Origin of the sequence: Pontibacter sp. SGAir0037 (assembly GCF_005491705.1) — a bacterium.
GTDB lineage: Bacteria > Bacteroidota > Bacteroidia > Cytophagales > Hymenobacteraceae > Pontibacter.
On sequence record NZ_CP028092.1, the window covers coordinates 498,202 to 513,990 of the forward strand.

Sequence of the window (15,789 nt, forward strand, 5' to 3'; positions counted from 1 at the left end):
GTCTTTAAAGAGAAAGGGTTTGATCAGAACCAAACCCTTTCTCTTTAACTATTTTTTGCTTGCGGAGTCAACGATGGCCTGGTAAACCAGTTTCCGGAATTCATTGCCCAGGCCGCCGTGGCTGTTCGGGTACTTTTGCGTGTACAACAGCGCTACTATACCTTCTTTGGGATCTACCCAGTAAGTAGTTCCGAAGATGCCTCCCCAGTCGAATGAGCCAACGGAAACAGGCGAATTCGCTGCACCTTTCTCTGTGGCAATGCCAAAGCCAAGTCCGAATTTACTGTCGCCGTTATTGATTTCTCCAATCTGGTTGGTAGTCATCAGTCGGACAGTACTTTCTTTTAGAATACGACGGCCATTGTATTCACCGCCGTTTAGGAGCATCTGCAGGAAAATGGCATAATCGTAGATGGTAGAAGATAAGCCGGCACCACCTGAGTAATACATACCTTTAGCCTTCGGATAGTCCGGCGTTAACCCGCCTTGTGCAGGCATCGGTACAGTTTCTTTGTTCTGGTTTTCGGTGTATAATTTTACCAAACGCTCCTGCTTTTCCACAGGCAGATAAAACCAGGTGTCGTTCATATTTAAAGGCCCGAAAATACGGTTCCTGAAGAAAGTATCGAGCGATTGTTTCGACACCACTTCTATCAGGTAGCCTAGCACATCCGTGTTCAGTCCGTAAGTAAACCGTGCTCCGGGCTGGTGTACGAGGGGTAGCTTTCCAAGTGCTGTAATAGATTTGCCTAAGTTTCCCATCGGGGTGCCAATGCCACTCGGGATGTTATTTTTAGCGTAGATGGCTACAATCTCTTTACTCCCAATGGACGCATAGCCGATACCTGAGGTATGGGTAAGCAAATCTTTAATGGTGATCTCACGCTTAGCCGGTATTGTGGTGTAGCTTGAGTCCTGTGCATTAAACTTTTCCAGCACCTGTGGGTTCTTAAAGCTGGGTATGTACTTCGAAATCGGATCTTCAAGTTTCAGCTTCCCTTCGTCATACAACATCATAACTCCCACGCTGGTGATAGCTTTTGTTTGCGAAGCTATCCGGAAAATATCGTCGCGCTGAAGTTGCGACCGGGCCTCTGCATCGTCGTAGCCTGCTGCCTTGTAGTATACTATTTTACCATTGCGGGCAATCAGGCCAATAGCGCCTGGTATGTATCCTTTATCAACATACTCCTGCATAGCACGATCGATATTTTGCAGGCGTTCACCACTCATACCAACCGTTTCAGGTTTCGCCTCTTTTAAGGTAGCAGTGGCGGTTTTAGTGGCTGTCTGGGCAAAGGTACTTACACTAAGGACCAGGCAGAGCCAAAGCAGATTCAGTTTTCTGTGAAGCATATAGTTGCTATGTTTATATCCTAAGAAAGGTAGTAATTAATTACTTTTTTTCAATACTTAATGCTGTACTATAGAGGTTGAAAAAATAGTTTGGCTGCACTGTCATATTTTAGCGGCTCTGGTAACTAATCTGATAAAGTGTCTAAAAGGCCGCTTAAAACCACATGCAGCAAGAACTGGAAACAAGATTCCTGAACATATTAGATTCTGACAAAGAGAGGATCTTCCGCATTTGCCGGACCTATGCCAGTGATGCCGATGATGCACATGATATTTTTCAGGAAGTTGTGTTGCAAATCTGGAAAGCCCTGCCTGATTTCAAAGGACTGGCTGATGTTCGCACCTGGGTGTATCGCATTACATTAAATGTATGCTTGCGAAGCAACTATAAGTTACAAAAAAGGAAAAAAAAGCATGTGCAGTTTGATAGCGTTACGCTGGAGAATGTAGAGGATCCACTGCCGGATATGCCGGGGCAGGAAGCAGCTTTTGCAGCCCTTTATGCCTGTATACAGCAACTTAATGAAACAGACAGATCTATCGTGCTGCTATTCCTGGAGGATTTACCTTACAAAGAAATAGCTGCTATTACCGGCCTGACAGAGAACCATGTATCCGTGAAGATCAAACGGATCAAAATCAAATTATCAACCTGTATAAAACAAATATGCGATGTTAGATGATGAATTAAAAAGATTGTGGCAGCAAGCGAGCCATGAAGAAGTGGTAAGGTATAATAAAACCAGGTTGTTAGATGATCTGAACAAAGAGCTGAAACGAATGGAGAAAGGCTTGAGAAACCGGGACATAAGGGAAGTTGTGGCTGCAATTGCCATTGTGCCGGCTTTCGGGTTTATAGCTTATGTTAAGGGCGATATATTTTTAATTATTGGAGCCATACTGTTAGTACTAACCTGCCTGCTTATTATTTATAGCTTAAACCGAGCAAGAAAATATGAGCCAAAAGGCTTGGACACTTCCTTGAGGGATTATCTGCAACAGCAGAAAACATTTGTTGACCAGCAGGCAAAGCTGCTTCAGAATGTACTGTATTGGTATATACTACCTTTATTTGTGAGTATGCTTTTTATTGTAAGAGGGTTGTCGCATGAAATATCAGCTTATGCTATTATGGTTTTTCTGGCTATCGGGCTTTACTACCTGAACCGGGAAGCATTAAAAAAAGACCTTGTGCCGCTACAGGAAAAGTTAAAGGCTGCTTTAGAGGAGTTGGAGGAGTAATAAAACTAAGCTCTCTTGGCTACCTGCTGCTTCGTCATGCTAACCATATATACCCCTGCAAAAATGAGCAGGGCGTACAGTGCTTTCTGTAGCGTAAACGAATCCTTGCCAAACCCGACAGCAATTAAAATAGCCAACACGGGTTGCAGGTAAATGTAAATAGCAACTAAGGTAGGGTTTGCATACTTCAAGGCCCAGGTGTTAAGCAGGTACGTAATAATAGTTACCCCAATAATCATAAAAGCAATGGCGAGCCAGATTGTAAGCGGAAAGGCACTATAATCGGGGGCCAATAACTGGTTAAGTCCGAAGGGTACAACTATAACTGCTCCTACAGCAAAAATACGACTCACCACCGTTACCGCTTTATACTTGGCCATCAGCGGTTTTACCAGCACCAGGTATAAGCCAAAACTGGTGGCGTTTAAAATGATCAGCACATCGCCGAGCCAGTTGCCGGTGCCGGAGGCCGTATGGGAACTGCTGATCAGCAACAGGGCGCCCAGGCAGGCTACCACAATGCCTGTAATTTTTTTCCAGCCTACCCGCTCTTTCAGGAGCAAAGCCGAGAACAGAAGCACCACCACAGGACTTATAACCATCAGCAAAGCAGCATTGATAGGGGCTGTTAGGTTTAGCCCGCCAAAAAAGCAAAGCTGATTAAACGCAATACCTGTAATACCACAGGCAACAGAGCGCAGGTTGTCAGCCCAACCTCTTATCTTTTCTTTGATCACCAACCTGGAGAAAACGCCGAAAAAGATAGCTGCAGACACCACGCGCAAAATTATAAGACCGTATGGCCCCACATAAGCGGGCATTACTTCTTTGGCTATACTATAGTTACTGCCGTAAATCAGGGCAACCAGAAAAAGCGCCGCATGCACCTGCACATTTTTATTCATGCGGCAAAGATAAATGCTTTTCTTTCCTTTCCGTATATAGCTCAGTTACGACGCTATATATGCACTTATGATAAACAAGTTACCGCTAACCGTCAGAAGATCCATTGAGATAATGGGCTTGTTCTTTTTAGGCTGGATTATTGTGCTGGCCAAGGACTTACTGGCACCTCTTTTAATGGCTTTTTTCCTGAGCATTATGCTGCTGCCACTTTACCGGTTTTTCCGTAGAAAGAGGTTTCCGGATGTGCTTTCCATAGCTGTCAGTTTGATGGCTTTGATAGTAGTAGTGGGCCTGATTGTATGGTTTTTCTCGTACCAGATAAGCAATCTGGTTTCTGACTTTCCTACCATTCAGGCAAATGTTACCAAGCACCTGCAATCGCTCAGTGTTTGGATAGAAAATATTACGCCATACTCTACCGAAGAACAGACCAGTTTTATAAGTGAGCAAAGTGGCAGGGTATTGGGCTATGCAGGCAATATGCTAAGTGGGGCAGCTTTGTCTATAACTAATATCTTTATTTTCCTGGGGCTGCTGCCAATCTATATCTTTCTGCTGCTTTTTTATAAAAACCTGTTGTTGCGTTTCGTTTTTTTCTGGTTTCCAAAGGACAGCCATAAAAAAGTAGAGGATGCTATGCGGGAGATGGAAGTGATCATTAAGAGTTATCTCTTTGGCTTGCTAATACAGGTTAGCTACATGACGGTTTTAGTGGGGGGCACCCTGATGATCATTGGTATTAAGCACGCACTGCTCATAGGGGTGATTTTTGCTTTTCTGAACCTGATTCCATACGTTGGCGCCTTGCTGGGGAATATCATAGGTGTATTGTTAACGCTTGCCTCTTCGTCAGAATTATGGCCCATAATTACAGTACTGGGCGTAATTGCTGGTGCGCAGTTCCTGGATAACAATATTCTGATGCCGCGTATAGTAGGCTCTAAAGTTAAAATTAATGCCCTGGCAACCATTGTGGGAGTAATAGTGGGTGGAGAAATAGCCGGTATTATTGGTATGTTCCTGTCGCTGCCGCTTATTGCCGTATTCAAGATTATTTTCGACCGCACCGAAAACTTTAAGCAATGGGGAGTGCTGTTTGGAGACGAAAAACCAGCAGTGAGTCCTATGCAGGAGCCGGCTCTGAGAAATGACGATGATCAGGTAAAGCGGCAACTGGAGCGGGAGAATGATATAGAGCCCACCGGTGAGCAGTAGGCTATGTATTGGAGGTGCTACCGCTTGCAGCATGATTTCTGTCTTATCTCTTTCCTCTCAAATTCGTAGCTTTGCCTTTACCTGACGATTAACAGGAAGAGCTATGGAATTAATGAATCATCCGAATATACCGCTGGCCGAGCGCATGCGGCCACATAACCTGGACCAGTATTACGGACAAAAGCATTTGGTAGGACCAACAGGTATTTTGCGCCGCTACATAGAAGGCGGTGTAATTCCTTCTATGATCTTATGGGGGCCTCCGGGCGTTGGAAAAACTACGTTGGCCAACATTATTGCCAATCAGATGAAGGTGCCTTTTGTTGCACTTAGCGCCATTAATTCTGGTGTGAAAGACATTCGGGAGGTGATAGACCAGGCAAAAAAGCGGCAAGGCACTGTCCTCTTTATAGATGAAATTCACCGCTTTAACAAATCGCAGCAGGATGCCCTTTTAGGAGCTGTGGAAAAGGGAACAGTAACCCTGGTGGGTGCAACCACCGAAAATCCGTCTTTTGAAGTGATATCGGCCCTTTTATCGCGCTGCCAGGTATATATACTCAAGCACCTGAACAAAGATGAGCTGATAGAACTGGTAGATAAAGCCCTGGCAGAAGATGAGTGGATGCGAAAACGTAATGTGCGCGTGCAGGAATACGAGGCACTTTTAACGATATCAGGCGGTGATGCCCGTAAGCTGCTGAACCTGCTCGAAATTGTGGCAGAAGGAGTGAAGGGCAATGAAGTAGTGGTGACAAACGAGTTGGTACAGCAGGTGGCCCAGCAGAACATCGTGATGTACGATAAATCAGGTGAAATGCACTACGACCTGGTTTCGGCTTACATTAAATCGATTCGCGGCTCCGATCCGAATGCGGCCGTTTACTGGCTGGCGCGTATGATTGAAGGTGGCGAAGATCCTAAATTTATAGCGCGGCGAATGCTTATTGCTGCTTCTGAAGATATTGGGCTGGCTAATTCCAATGCCTTGCTGATGGCCACTTCCTGCTTTCAGGCGGTGCAGATGATTGGTTACCCGGAGGCAGAAATCATTCTTTCGCAGGCAACCGTATACCTGGCTACTTCGCCTAAAAGCAATGCCTCATACAAAGCCATAAAGAATGCGCGGGCCCTGGTGCAGCAAACAGGCAACCTGCCAGTGCCTTTGCACATACGCAATGCACCAACCAAGCTCATGAAAGAGATTGGCTACGGGAACAACTATAAATATGCCCACGACTACGAAGGCAATTTTGTGCAGCAAGACTTTATGCCTGAGGGCCTGCGAAACACTATTCTTTACAACCCAGGCCAGAACGCCCGAGAAAACGACATGCGCAAGCAACTAAAAGGGCAGTGGGGCGAGAAGTATAAGTATTGAGAGCTAGAGGGGTAAGTAAATGTGAAGATTTGGAAATTTGAAGATGTGGTAATTCTGAATAATAGATATGTTGCTGGTTAATCTTATCATTACCGAATTTACACGTTTTCGAATCTTTAAATCTCTAAATCTGCTTCTGTCTATAAAAAGGCTTGGTTGGTCGAGTAGTGGGCGAACAGTGGTAAAAGTATTGAACTATAAGTGCTAATTTTGCTTATTGTATATACAGGAGTATATTGGCTCCTGATTGAAAACTAATTCTACAAACGCAACATCTATATGTTAAACTTTCTGAAATATGTGTTGGCCACCATCCTGGGCCTGCTCATATTCTCCTTCATTACTGTCCTGATCCTGGTTGGTATAGCTGCCAGCACTGCCTCTAAAAGCGAGGTAGAAGTTACTTCAAATTCTGTTTTAGAGCTAAAGCTGGATAAAAACATTGCAGAGCGTGCAGAAGAAAATCCGTTTGGAGAGCTCGGGCTTGCCTTTGGCATGATCTCCAGCAGCGACGGACTGGATCAGATTAAAGCGGCAATACGAAATGCAAAAGCTGATGAAAACATTGAGGGTATTTTCCTGAACCTCGGCTATCTGGATGCCGGAATGGGCAAGCTGGAGGAGATCAGGGATGAACTGATTAAATTTAAAGAGTCAGGCAAATTTATTGTTTCCTACAGCGATATTGCCTCAGAGAAAGCCTATTACCTGTCATCGGTGTCCGATAAGATTTATGTGAGCCCCATGGGTAGCCTGGAGTTTAATGGCATGCATTCTGAAGTTTATTTCTTCAAAGGGCTTATGGAAAAGCTTGACATCAAGGCGAATGTGTTTAAGGTCGGGGAGTTTAAAAGCGCTGTAGAACCGTTCCTGCTCGACAAGATGAGTGAGGCAAACCGCACACAGGTAAACTCTTTCCTGAACTCAATCAACGATTACCAACTGCGTAGAATAGCTGAAGCCCGTAACACGACCTACGAAGAGCTGAAAAATATTTCAGATAACTTCCTGGTACGTGAGCCGGAAGATGCGAAGCGTTTTGGGTTGATTACGGATGTGGGTTATTACGATGAGGCCGTTACCTACATGAAAGAACGGGCAGGCATTGAACAGGATAAAAAAATCCAGCTGGTGCAACTAAGCAAGTATAAAGATGCGCCATCCAAAGTAGAAAAAAGCACATCTTCTAACCGCATCGCTGTAATTTATGCAGAAGGTGATATTGTAGACGGAGAAGGCGACGACGATGAAATCGGCAGTATACGTTATGCCAACGCCATTCGTGATGCCCGCCTGGATAAAAATGTAAAAGCGGTGGTGCTGCGTATTGCTTCGCCCGGTGGAAGTGCATTAGCCTCAGACCTGATCTGGCGCGAGATCCAGTTAACCAAAGAAGTAAAGCCAATTATTGCCTCTATGTCGGATGTGGCTGCCTCTGGCGGTTATTACCTGGCGATGGGTTGCGATACCATTGTGGCCCACCCGAACACTATAACAGGTAGTATCGGTGTGTTTGGTATAATACCGAATATACAGGGCTTCCTGAATAACAAATTGGGTATTACTGTAGATCGTGTGGGAACAGGCAAATTTTCAGATGTGCCTTCTGTAACCCGTAACATGACGGATACCGAAAAAGAGATTGTTCAGCGTGAGATCAACAAGATTTACGAGATCTTTACCAGCAAAGCTGCCCAGGGCCGAAACATGACCCAGGATAAGCTTAAGGAATTTGCTTCGGGCAGAGTATGGTCCGGGATAGAAGCAAAAGAGCGTGGGCTGGTAGACGTGCACGGCGGTTTAGAAACTGCCATAGAGCTGGCTGCTGCTAAAGCCGGAGTAGCCGGAGATTATCGGATAAAGCAGCTGCCCCGCAAAAAATCTTTCTTCGAAAGCATGTTTGGCGATGCTGGTGCCCAGGTGAAAGAGAAGGCTGTAAAGGCTGAACTGGGTGAGCTGTATCCGTTTTACAAGATGTACAAAAAGGTAGAGAACATGCAAGGTGTGCAGGCACGTATGCCTTACGAAATGACTATTCAGTAACAGGATATTAAAGTGACGTTTGTCTGACAGCTTTAACAGTGTGCTGGCAAACTTGTAAAAAGCTCACCCATACACGCGGGGTGAGCTTTTTCATTTTAAAGCACCTTATTTTTTTGCATCTTTGCCCGGTCTTTGATTTTAACCCATCCTTTTATTTAAAACTATGGCTATGATCCAGCAGATACAGGAATCAGCTTCTTATATACAGCAGGCTACAAATGCCTTTGCCCCTGAATTTGGTATTATTTTAGGGACGGGCTTAGGTGCGCTTGTTAACGAAATTGATATTGCCCACAGCCTTTCTTACGCCGATATTCCGCATTTTCCGGTTTCTACAGTAGAAAGCCATTCCGGAAGGCTGATTTTCGGGCAGCTGGCCGGTCGAAATGTGATCGTAATGCAGGGCAGGTTCCATTATTACGAAGGATACAGCATGGATCAGGTAGTGTTTCCGGTGCGGGTTATGAAGCTGCTGGGAGTACAGAAGCTGTTTGTTTCCAATGCTGCCGGAGGACTAAACCCACAGTTTAACACCAGCGATTTAATGGTACTGACGGATCATATCAACCTGCAACCTTTTAACCCGCTTATCGGCAAAAACATAGATGAACTTGGCCCGCGCTTCCCCGATATGAGCGAAGTGTATGATGAAGAGATGGTACGGCAGGCAATGGTTATAGCAGAAGATGCCGACTTTGATCTGAGGGAAGGTGTTTATGTAAGCGTGCCCGGACCGATGCTGGAGACGAAGGCCGAATACCGTTATTTGTCTGTGATTGGAGCAGATGCCGTTGGTATGTCTACGGTGCCGGAAGTGATTGCTGCCCGCCACATGAATATGCCTGTTTTTGCAGTTTCTGTAATCACCGATATGTGCACGCCAGACCGCATTAAAAAAGTAGCCCTGGCAGACATACTGGAAGCCGCTGCAAAGGCTGAACCCCGTATGACCATGCTGATAAAAGAGTTGATCAGGGTGCAATAGCGGCTGTTCAATGCGCGGCTTTACAAGCAGAAGCCCTGACTGATGGCTACCATCAGTCAGGGCTTCTGCTTTGTTTGTAAAATGCTACTTGATAATGACAACCTTTCTATCGTAGGCGAGGTTGGTGAAAACTCCATATCCACCTTTTACAGTTGATCTTAAGACAGAAGGCTGCGAAAAGGGATTCCCATTGGCATTTTTGGCTTCAGCCGTAGAATTCAGAAAATGATAATATTGTTCTTCTATGTTATAAACCGATACGAGCAGGGTATTGCCTTTGGCGTATTTATAGGCAGTTCCAAACGTCACCATAGTGCCATTATTCAGGTTATCGTTCGTGACATAGTCGCGATCGGAGCCACTGGTTAAACTATCCCGGTGCACCATAAAACGATAAAAATTAGGAGTTTTCGCATCGTCCTGAAAAGAGGCCAGAAGCAAAGCTTCTTCCTTGCTGTTAAATCGCCATTCTACAGTATCAATGGGTACTTTAGGTAATATGGTTGTAGTGCCTGTTACTTTGCGCCCTTTACTGTCTATAACTTCCAGCGTATACACGTCACCGGGCTTACCCGTCATAATTTCACGGGAACGATGGGTGTAGTATTTATCCTGTACCGCAACATATGTCGGTTTGTAATTAAGTTTGATCCTTTTGCCATTGTGCGTAATGTAAACCTCTACATCGGTAAGCAACTCAGATTGCGGCGCATCAAAATAGCTCATACTTTCCAGTACAGTGGCCCGAAGTGGTATGCCGGGCTCCAGGTAGCATTCCACCATTAGCTGAGGTGTGTAGGCCGGGAGATTAATGGTGATCTCCTGCTCCATGTCGCAGGCAGAGAGAAGTATACCGATGCTGCAGAAAAGGCTATAGAGGAAGTGCTTTACTTTCATCAGAATTTAAAGTTGTAAGTAAGGGATGGGATAATAGGGAAAAGTGACACCTGCTTCGCTTTAAAAGCTAACGTTTCACTTCCGGTAATGTCCCGTATCTGCTCAAAATACACAAAATATGGGTTGCGCCGGTTATAGGCGTTGTAGGCGTTAAACGTAAGGTCAGACTCGCCGCGCTTTGAATTCAGTTTGAGTACCAGGCCCAGGTCGAGGCGGTGATAAGGAGCTAAGCGGAAACCGTTTCGTTCTGTGTAAATGGGAACTACAGTAGGCTCCTTCCCTGGGATGTCCTGCAGGATAACCCGTGCAACAGGCAAAGAAAAAGCGTTTCCCGAGCCATATACCCAGGCACCTGTTACGCTGATTCTTTTCGAAAGCTGCTGAATGAGCACGGCACTAACATCATGGCGGCGGTCATAACGTGTAGGAAAAGTACGTCCCTCGTTAATGCCGGGAAAGGTGCGGTAGGTCCAGGAGAGGGTATACCCGATCCAGCCGGTAGTCCTGCCTTTGGTCTTTTCGAAATAAATTTCGTTGCCATAGCTCTCGCCTGTACCAAACAAAAATTCACTTTCCAGGCTATCATTCACAAAAAGGTTTGCTCCGTCTCTGAAATCTATCTGGCGCTTCATCCATTTATAGTACAGCTCATTCGTAAGCATATACTTTCCTCCTCCAAAGAGCTTGCTTATACCTAAAGCTACCTGCTGCGAGCGCTGCGGGCGCACATAGTCTGTAGAAGGATACCAGATATCGGTTGGCAGTGATGCACCAGAGTTAGCCACCAGGTGCACATACTGGTTCATGTTGGCATAGCTGGCTTTTAAGGCAACACTTTCTGAGACATTGTATTTAGCAGAGGCTCTGGGTTCTAAACCTGTAAATGTTTTGCCGTCGCTTCTGAAAGCTGAAAGCCGTAGCCCATAATTAAGAGAAAGCCGCTCGTTAACGATAAAATCATCTGATATATAGGCTCCTAGTTCTACCGCCTGATAATCGTTGCCAGCACCTAAATTCAAACTGTTGTCTTCGGCATCAAAATTAAAGCGCCCGATAGTGAAGGCGTGCCTGGTTACCTGCGCGCCGAATTTTAAAGTATGTTTGTTGTTCAGGATGTAATCAAAATCTGTTTTCAGGCTAAGGTCGTGTACTTTAGAAGTCAGGTCTATACTAAAGATGTCGATTTCGTTGCGCAATGTATATTGGTAGCCGGTACTGCTCAGGGTGGTGTTCGCAAAAAAGCGGGAGTTAAATTTATGATTCCAGCGTAAGGCAGCAGTTGTGTTGCCCCAGTTAAATCCGAATCTGAAATCATCGTCGTTAAAAGTGAAAATATCGTTGCCGTAGTAACCACTCAGGAAGAGTTCGTCTTTCTCGCCTAATTTATAGTTAAACTTGGCATTGAGGTCGTAAAAGTAATAGTCCGGAATGGGGCTGTAACCTTTATCGCCTTCTTTTATCTTGTTCAGCTGTCTGGTGAAAATGTCGATGTACGTTCTGCGGCCGGATATGATAAACGAAGATTTATCTTTTATTAGCGGGCCGTCGATGGTTAAACGCGAAGAAATTAAACCTAAACCGCCGGCTACACCTATTTTCTCATTATTGCCGTCGTTCAGCTTAACATCCAATACAGAAGATAAGCGACCTCCGAATTGGGCGGGAAAGCCCCCCTTATACAGTTCCACACTTCGAACGGCATCCGGATTGAACACACTAAAGAAACCGAACAAGTGAGAAGCATTATAAACAACGGCATCATCCAGCAGCACTAGGTTCTGGTCGGGGCCACCGCCACGCACATAAAGGCCTGCCGTACCCTCTCCACCAGACTGTATGCCAGGTTTTAACTGAAGCGTTTTAATAAGATCTACCTCGCCAAACAAGGCAGGCAACAGTTTTGCCTCACGTGTGGTTAGTTGCTCTACGCTCATCTGGGTATTATTGAGCTTTTGGCGCAGGCTGGTGCCTTCTACCACTACCTCGTGCAGTTCATTATCACGGTTTTTCAGCAGAATATCCAGTTTAGTTTCAGTGGCAGACAGGGCAATGGTGGTTAAAGAAGGCTGATACCCCACATAAGAAGCAATAAGCGTAATACTGTCTGAAGGCAGGTTCAGGCGATAAAAGCCCCGTGCATCGGTAACGGCAGCAGCCTTTAAGTCAGGAACAGCTACTGTTGCCCCTACCAGAGCTTCATGGGAGGCCGCATCGCGAACAAAACCGCTAAGCGTGGCCGTTTTTTGAGCAAAAGCCGAACCTATACTTAACACGAGGAGAAGGTATAGTAGCAGGCAATGGTTAAGGCGCATGTATGCTGAAATTTTGTAAAATCAGTAATGTGTTTAAATATACTGAAATTTTACAGGTAGATGCTTTATAATAAAGCTCAACAGCACTAAAATCAAGAATGTTCAAAAAGTAATAGCCAGACCTGTACTGGTATGGCTATTAGTATGTTAAGCATTCAAAAAGTGCTACTGGCTATTCAGAGCCTTTAAGAGTCAGGCTTCGTTTAACCAGGCGGCTCTTAAGCGTTGCTGCTGCTCGGTAGCGTCAGAGGCAGGCTTTAGAACGTGCGGTATCTCTTTCTCCTGCGTGGTCACTACGCCTTTCAGCTTTTTCTTTTTTATTTTTCCACGGGCATTCTTTCTGCCGACCACAATTTCAATAGGGCTTCCGCTTTCCAGGCGCTGAAGATCGGTACTGAATAATTCCTTTACATTTAACGGCGTGATTTCCTGCCCGTTCAGCGTTAATAGCTGATCATCGATCTTAAAGCCCATTTTTTTTCCAAAAGCATCCATTTCGCGTGTTTCAGCTACGGTTATTTTATCGGCTTCTCTGTCGTAGCCCGGTATAAAGCCACCATAGGAATTTACCCGCTCTACAGCAACTGGCTCGTAGCTTATACCCACTTTACTAAAAGTCTCCTGCAGAGGCAGAGGTTCTGAGCCTTCTACATAGCGTGAAAAGAATTCTCTTATCTGTGGAAAAGTTAACTCTGTGATGGTGTCGAACAAGGTGTCATCCTGAAAGGGTTTATCTTTTCCGTATGTTTTAGACAGGTCGAGCATCAGGTTGCGCAGCCCGTATTCGCCGTTGGAAAGCTCCCTCAGCCTGATGTCTAATGCCATGCCTATCAAAGCTCCTTTCTGGTATACATTTCCATACTGATCTGCATACTCATCCAGCACATTGGCGCTCATCACCGTAAATGGCAGGGTATCGTTGTAATAAGTTCTGGAATTGGCAATGTAATCGCGGATTTTCTGCATGAAGTCGTTTGTGGTAAACAAGCCTTCGTAGCGTTGCACGTGTGAGGCAAAATACTCTGTTACGCCTTCGTACATCCAGAGGTGTTTCGACATTTTGGGGTTTATGAAGTCGAAATAGGCAATTTCTTCAGAGTGGACTGAAAGCGGAGTTACAATATGGAAAAACTCGTGGGCAGCCACATCGCGCATGGTGCTGCTGAATTGCTGCTCCGGCATCTCCGGTAAAAAGTATACCGAAGAGTAAGAATGTTCCAAGGCACCGTACGAACCGGATTTTCCGGCCTTTTCCGGTACATAGATAATAAATGCGTATTTATCAACAGGTAGGGTTCCTCCCAGGTAACTGCGTTGTGCTTCCAGAATGCCTTTTACGTTTTCTGCAATGGGTTTAGAGGTAACGCGCTTGCTTGGAGAGTAAACCGAAACCAGGACTTCGGTTTTACCAATGTTCACGATACTGGTATCGGGTCTGTTGTACATAAGCGGCGCATCGGCCAGCTCTACATAGTTCTGTATTAAATAGCGGTCTGCTGTAGCAGTTGTGCTTACTGCCTGCAGGGGAGTAGAACCGTAAAACCCTTCTGGTTTGGTAATGGTAAGTTCATAGGGTATCTGTTTCAGCCCTTCAAAATAACCTATAAAGCCAAAGGTGTTAATCAGGAAGTTCTTGTCTTCTTCTATATTGGTGCCACCCGGCTCAAAAATAGCATCTCCTTTTTTAGCAGCGTCAAACGTGTCGTCTACCCAGTAGGTAATGCGGTGCAATGTGGCGGCATTTGCAATTTTCCATCGGTTTGTGTCCAGCTTTTCTACTGCTAATGCACGCCCGGCCTTATCAAAAGCCTTAAATTCTGAAACGAACCTGCCAAAATCTGAAATAGAATAAGTGCCCGGTACAATTTTGGGCATGTTGTAAATGGTTTCCTGCTCCATAATGGCTGGAGCCAATACGGTTACCATTACTTTATCGTTTTTAACCTGCGTGAGGTCTATGGTAACCTGGCAGTTTTTTGTTGGTGCAGCCGTTTTTTGCTGTGCAAAGCCAGCTATGCCGAGTTGCAGGCCCAGGGCCAGGAGAAGCAGCTTCTTTTTAAGCATCATAAATGTGTAAGCGGACGTCGTTAAGTTTATTCTCTTATGAACGGAAATAAGCTTTTGTTTGCTGCAATATTTTGTAAATCAGTAGAAGCAATATCTTTTAAACTGATTATACCAAAAGAAGACGAGCAGACAAAAGCTTATGCTATACAAAAGATAAAAGAAAAGCTGCAAATATACTACCTGTCGCGATAGTTTATGCGGAAAAAGAAATGTCTATTGTATTGGAAGCACTTTTTCGATAGCACGCAAGGTTTCAGCTGTGTACTTTTCTGTTACCAGTGCAAGTACTGCTGTTAAAGTAGCTGCAAGCAGCAGAAAGGTTAACTTTTTCATAGGGAATATGTTGGCAACAGGTACCATACGACCGGTCTTATTTAATTGACTCTCACATATTTGTTGCGCATGATATTACGCCAGGTCCTGGTCTTTCATGCAAAGCATTCACAGTGCTTGAGCTTTTAAGCATCAGAAAACAATACTTTTGAATTAATTGCTCCATGCCTGGCGTAACATCTTTCGGCAAAAGTACAGCAGTGCTATACCTCTGTTACATCGATGCTGCCCAGCCCTCCGCTGATCTGTATAGTAATGGTGTTTTTGGTTTTTCCGTAGGCGCTGTTTTTGTGAACACCGCCGCTCTTTTTAAAGCCATTCAGGCTTTTGCTGCCCAACACGCTGGTTTGTACGCTTACACCGGTGCCCTTCGGAACTTTCACATTCATAGAACCGATGCCTCCGTTTATTTCAACAGCCAGGTTATGGTTCCAGTTGCCCGAAAGGTCCAGGTCCAGTTCACCTACGCCGGTGTTGATTTCGATTTGCTCGGCTTTACTGCCTTGCAGATTTACATTACAGGAACCGGCACCGGTTTCCATTTGCAATTTTCTGAGGGAGCTGTTTCGAAGGTCAATAGTCGCATCGCCAGCACCTAAGGCTATATGGAGAGACAAAGGCACATTTTTGTTGATGCTGACATCCCAATTATTCTCCAGTTTGCCAGATTTATTTTTGAAATTTTCCTGCTTGATATTCAGCGTTGAAACTTCGCCGTTTTTAGAAGTTGTTACTTTAGGTTTCCATTCCGGCAAGCTGTAATCGATGCGGGTAGTCACAAGTGAAGTAGTGCCGGAGTTCAGGGTTAACTTACCTGCTGGCACCTCGAGTGTCAGTTCGTTTTGTTTAACGCCTGTAGCCGGTAAAGTATACTCGAAAGAATGCTTCGACTGCGCTACAAGCAGGTAAAGCGGCAAAACAGACAGGAGCAGGAGTAGCGGCTTTTTCATAATGGTAGATTTAAGTGAAATATGATGTTTTATTAACAGATACAGTTTCTCCTGCTTTGGTTGCCTGCTGATGCCAGCAATTCATATAAAATTTAACCTCGC

Annotated in this window: 12 protein-coding genes; 6 read left to right on the top strand and 6 right to left on the bottom strand. The window is 45.0% G+C overall.

Features of this window, described 5'->3' with window-relative positions; translation table 11 throughout:
- Positions 1–48 precede the first annotated feature (48 nt).
- Positions 49–1,356 carry a serine hydrolase gene (locus C1N53_RS02055; protein ID WP_137757745.1) on the bottom strand — a complete coding sequence of 436 codons (1,308 nt, stop codon included), beginning with the start codon at positions 1,354–1,356 and terminating at the stop codon, positions 49–51.
- Between the two features lie 164 nt (positions 1,357–1,520).
- Here C1N53_RS02055 and C1N53_RS02060 point away from each other — a divergent pair, with 164 nt between their 5' ends.
- Positions 1,521–2,039, top strand: a complete 519-nt coding sequence (locus tag C1N53_RS02060; RefSeq protein WP_137757746.1) for an RNA polymerase sigma factor — start codon at positions 1,521–1,523, stop codon at positions 2,037–2,039.
- A complete protein-coding gene (locus C1N53_RS02065; RefSeq protein ID WP_137757747.1) occupies positions 2,029–2,598 on the top strand; it encodes a hypothetical protein in 570 nt (189 codons plus the stop codon). The genes C1N53_RS02060 and C1N53_RS02065 overlap by 11 nt, the downstream gene beginning before the upstream one ends.
- A gap of 5 nt (positions 2,599–2,603) precedes the next feature.
- On the opposite strand, the gene C1N53_RS02070 is transcribed toward C1N53_RS02065, so the two are convergent.
- Positions 2,604–3,503: a DMT family transporter gene (locus C1N53_RS02070; RefSeq protein ID WP_137757748.1), complete on the bottom strand. Its 900-nt coding sequence runs from the start codon at positions 3,501–3,503 to the stop codon at positions 2,604–2,606.
- Between the two features lie 67 nt (positions 3,504–3,570).
- Here C1N53_RS02070 and C1N53_RS02075 point away from each other — a divergent pair, with 67 nt between their 5' ends.
- The 4 genes from C1N53_RS02075 (at position 3,571) to C1N53_RS02090 (ending at position 9,128) form a co-directional block, all read left to right on the top strand.
- The gene (locus C1N53_RS02075; protein WP_137757749.1) at positions 3,571–4,719 is read left to right on the top strand and encodes an AI-2E family transporter; all 1,149 of its coding nucleotides are present in this window, start codon (positions 3,571–3,573) and stop codon (positions 4,717–4,719) included.
- A gap of 112 nt (positions 4,720–4,831) precedes the next feature.
- On the top strand, positions 4,832–6,100 hold the full coding sequence (locus C1N53_RS02080) for a replication-associated recombination protein A (protein ID WP_137761346.1): 1,269 nt from the start codon (positions 4,832–4,834) through the stop codon (positions 6,098–6,100).
- A gap of 279 nt (positions 6,101–6,379) precedes the next feature.
- Complete coding sequence (sppA, locus tag C1N53_RS02085) at positions 6,380–8,143, top strand: signal peptide peptidase SppA (RefSeq protein ID WP_137757750.1); 1,764 nt, start codon at positions 6,380–6,382, stop codon at positions 8,141–8,143.
- Positions 8,144–8,312: 169 nt separating this feature from the next.
- Positions 8,313–9,128: a purine-nucleoside phosphorylase gene (locus C1N53_RS02090; RefSeq protein WP_137761347.1), complete on the top strand. Its 816-nt coding sequence runs from the start codon at positions 8,313–8,315 to the stop codon at positions 9,126–9,128.
- Between the two features lie 84 nt (positions 9,129–9,212).
- On the opposite strand, the gene C1N53_RS02095 is transcribed toward C1N53_RS02090, so the two are convergent.
- From C1N53_RS02095 to C1N53_RS02110, 4 genes are all read right to left on the bottom strand, one after another.
- Positions 9,213–10,025: a DUF4249 domain-containing protein gene (locus tag C1N53_RS02095; protein ID WP_137757751.1), complete on the bottom strand. Its 813-nt coding sequence runs from the start codon at positions 10,023–10,025 to the stop codon at positions 9,213–9,215.
- Complete coding sequence (locus C1N53_RS02100; protein ID WP_137757752.1) at positions 10,025–12,337, bottom strand: TonB-dependent receptor; 2,313 nt, start codon at positions 12,335–12,337, stop codon at positions 10,025–10,027. Before C1N53_RS02100 ends, C1N53_RS02095 begins: the two co-directional genes overlap by 1 nt.
- Positions 12,338–12,529: 192 nt before the next feature.
- Entirely contained in the window at positions 12,530–14,404 is a 1,875-nt protein-coding gene (locus tag C1N53_RS02105) for a peptidase M61 (RefSeq protein ID WP_137757753.1), read from the bottom strand.
- Positions 14,405–14,940: 536 nt separating this feature from the next.
- Entirely contained in the window at positions 14,941–15,687 is a 747-nt protein-coding gene (locus C1N53_RS02110; protein WP_137757754.1) for a toast rack family protein, read from the bottom strand.
- Between the last annotated feature and the right edge of the window lie 102 nt (positions 15,688–15,789).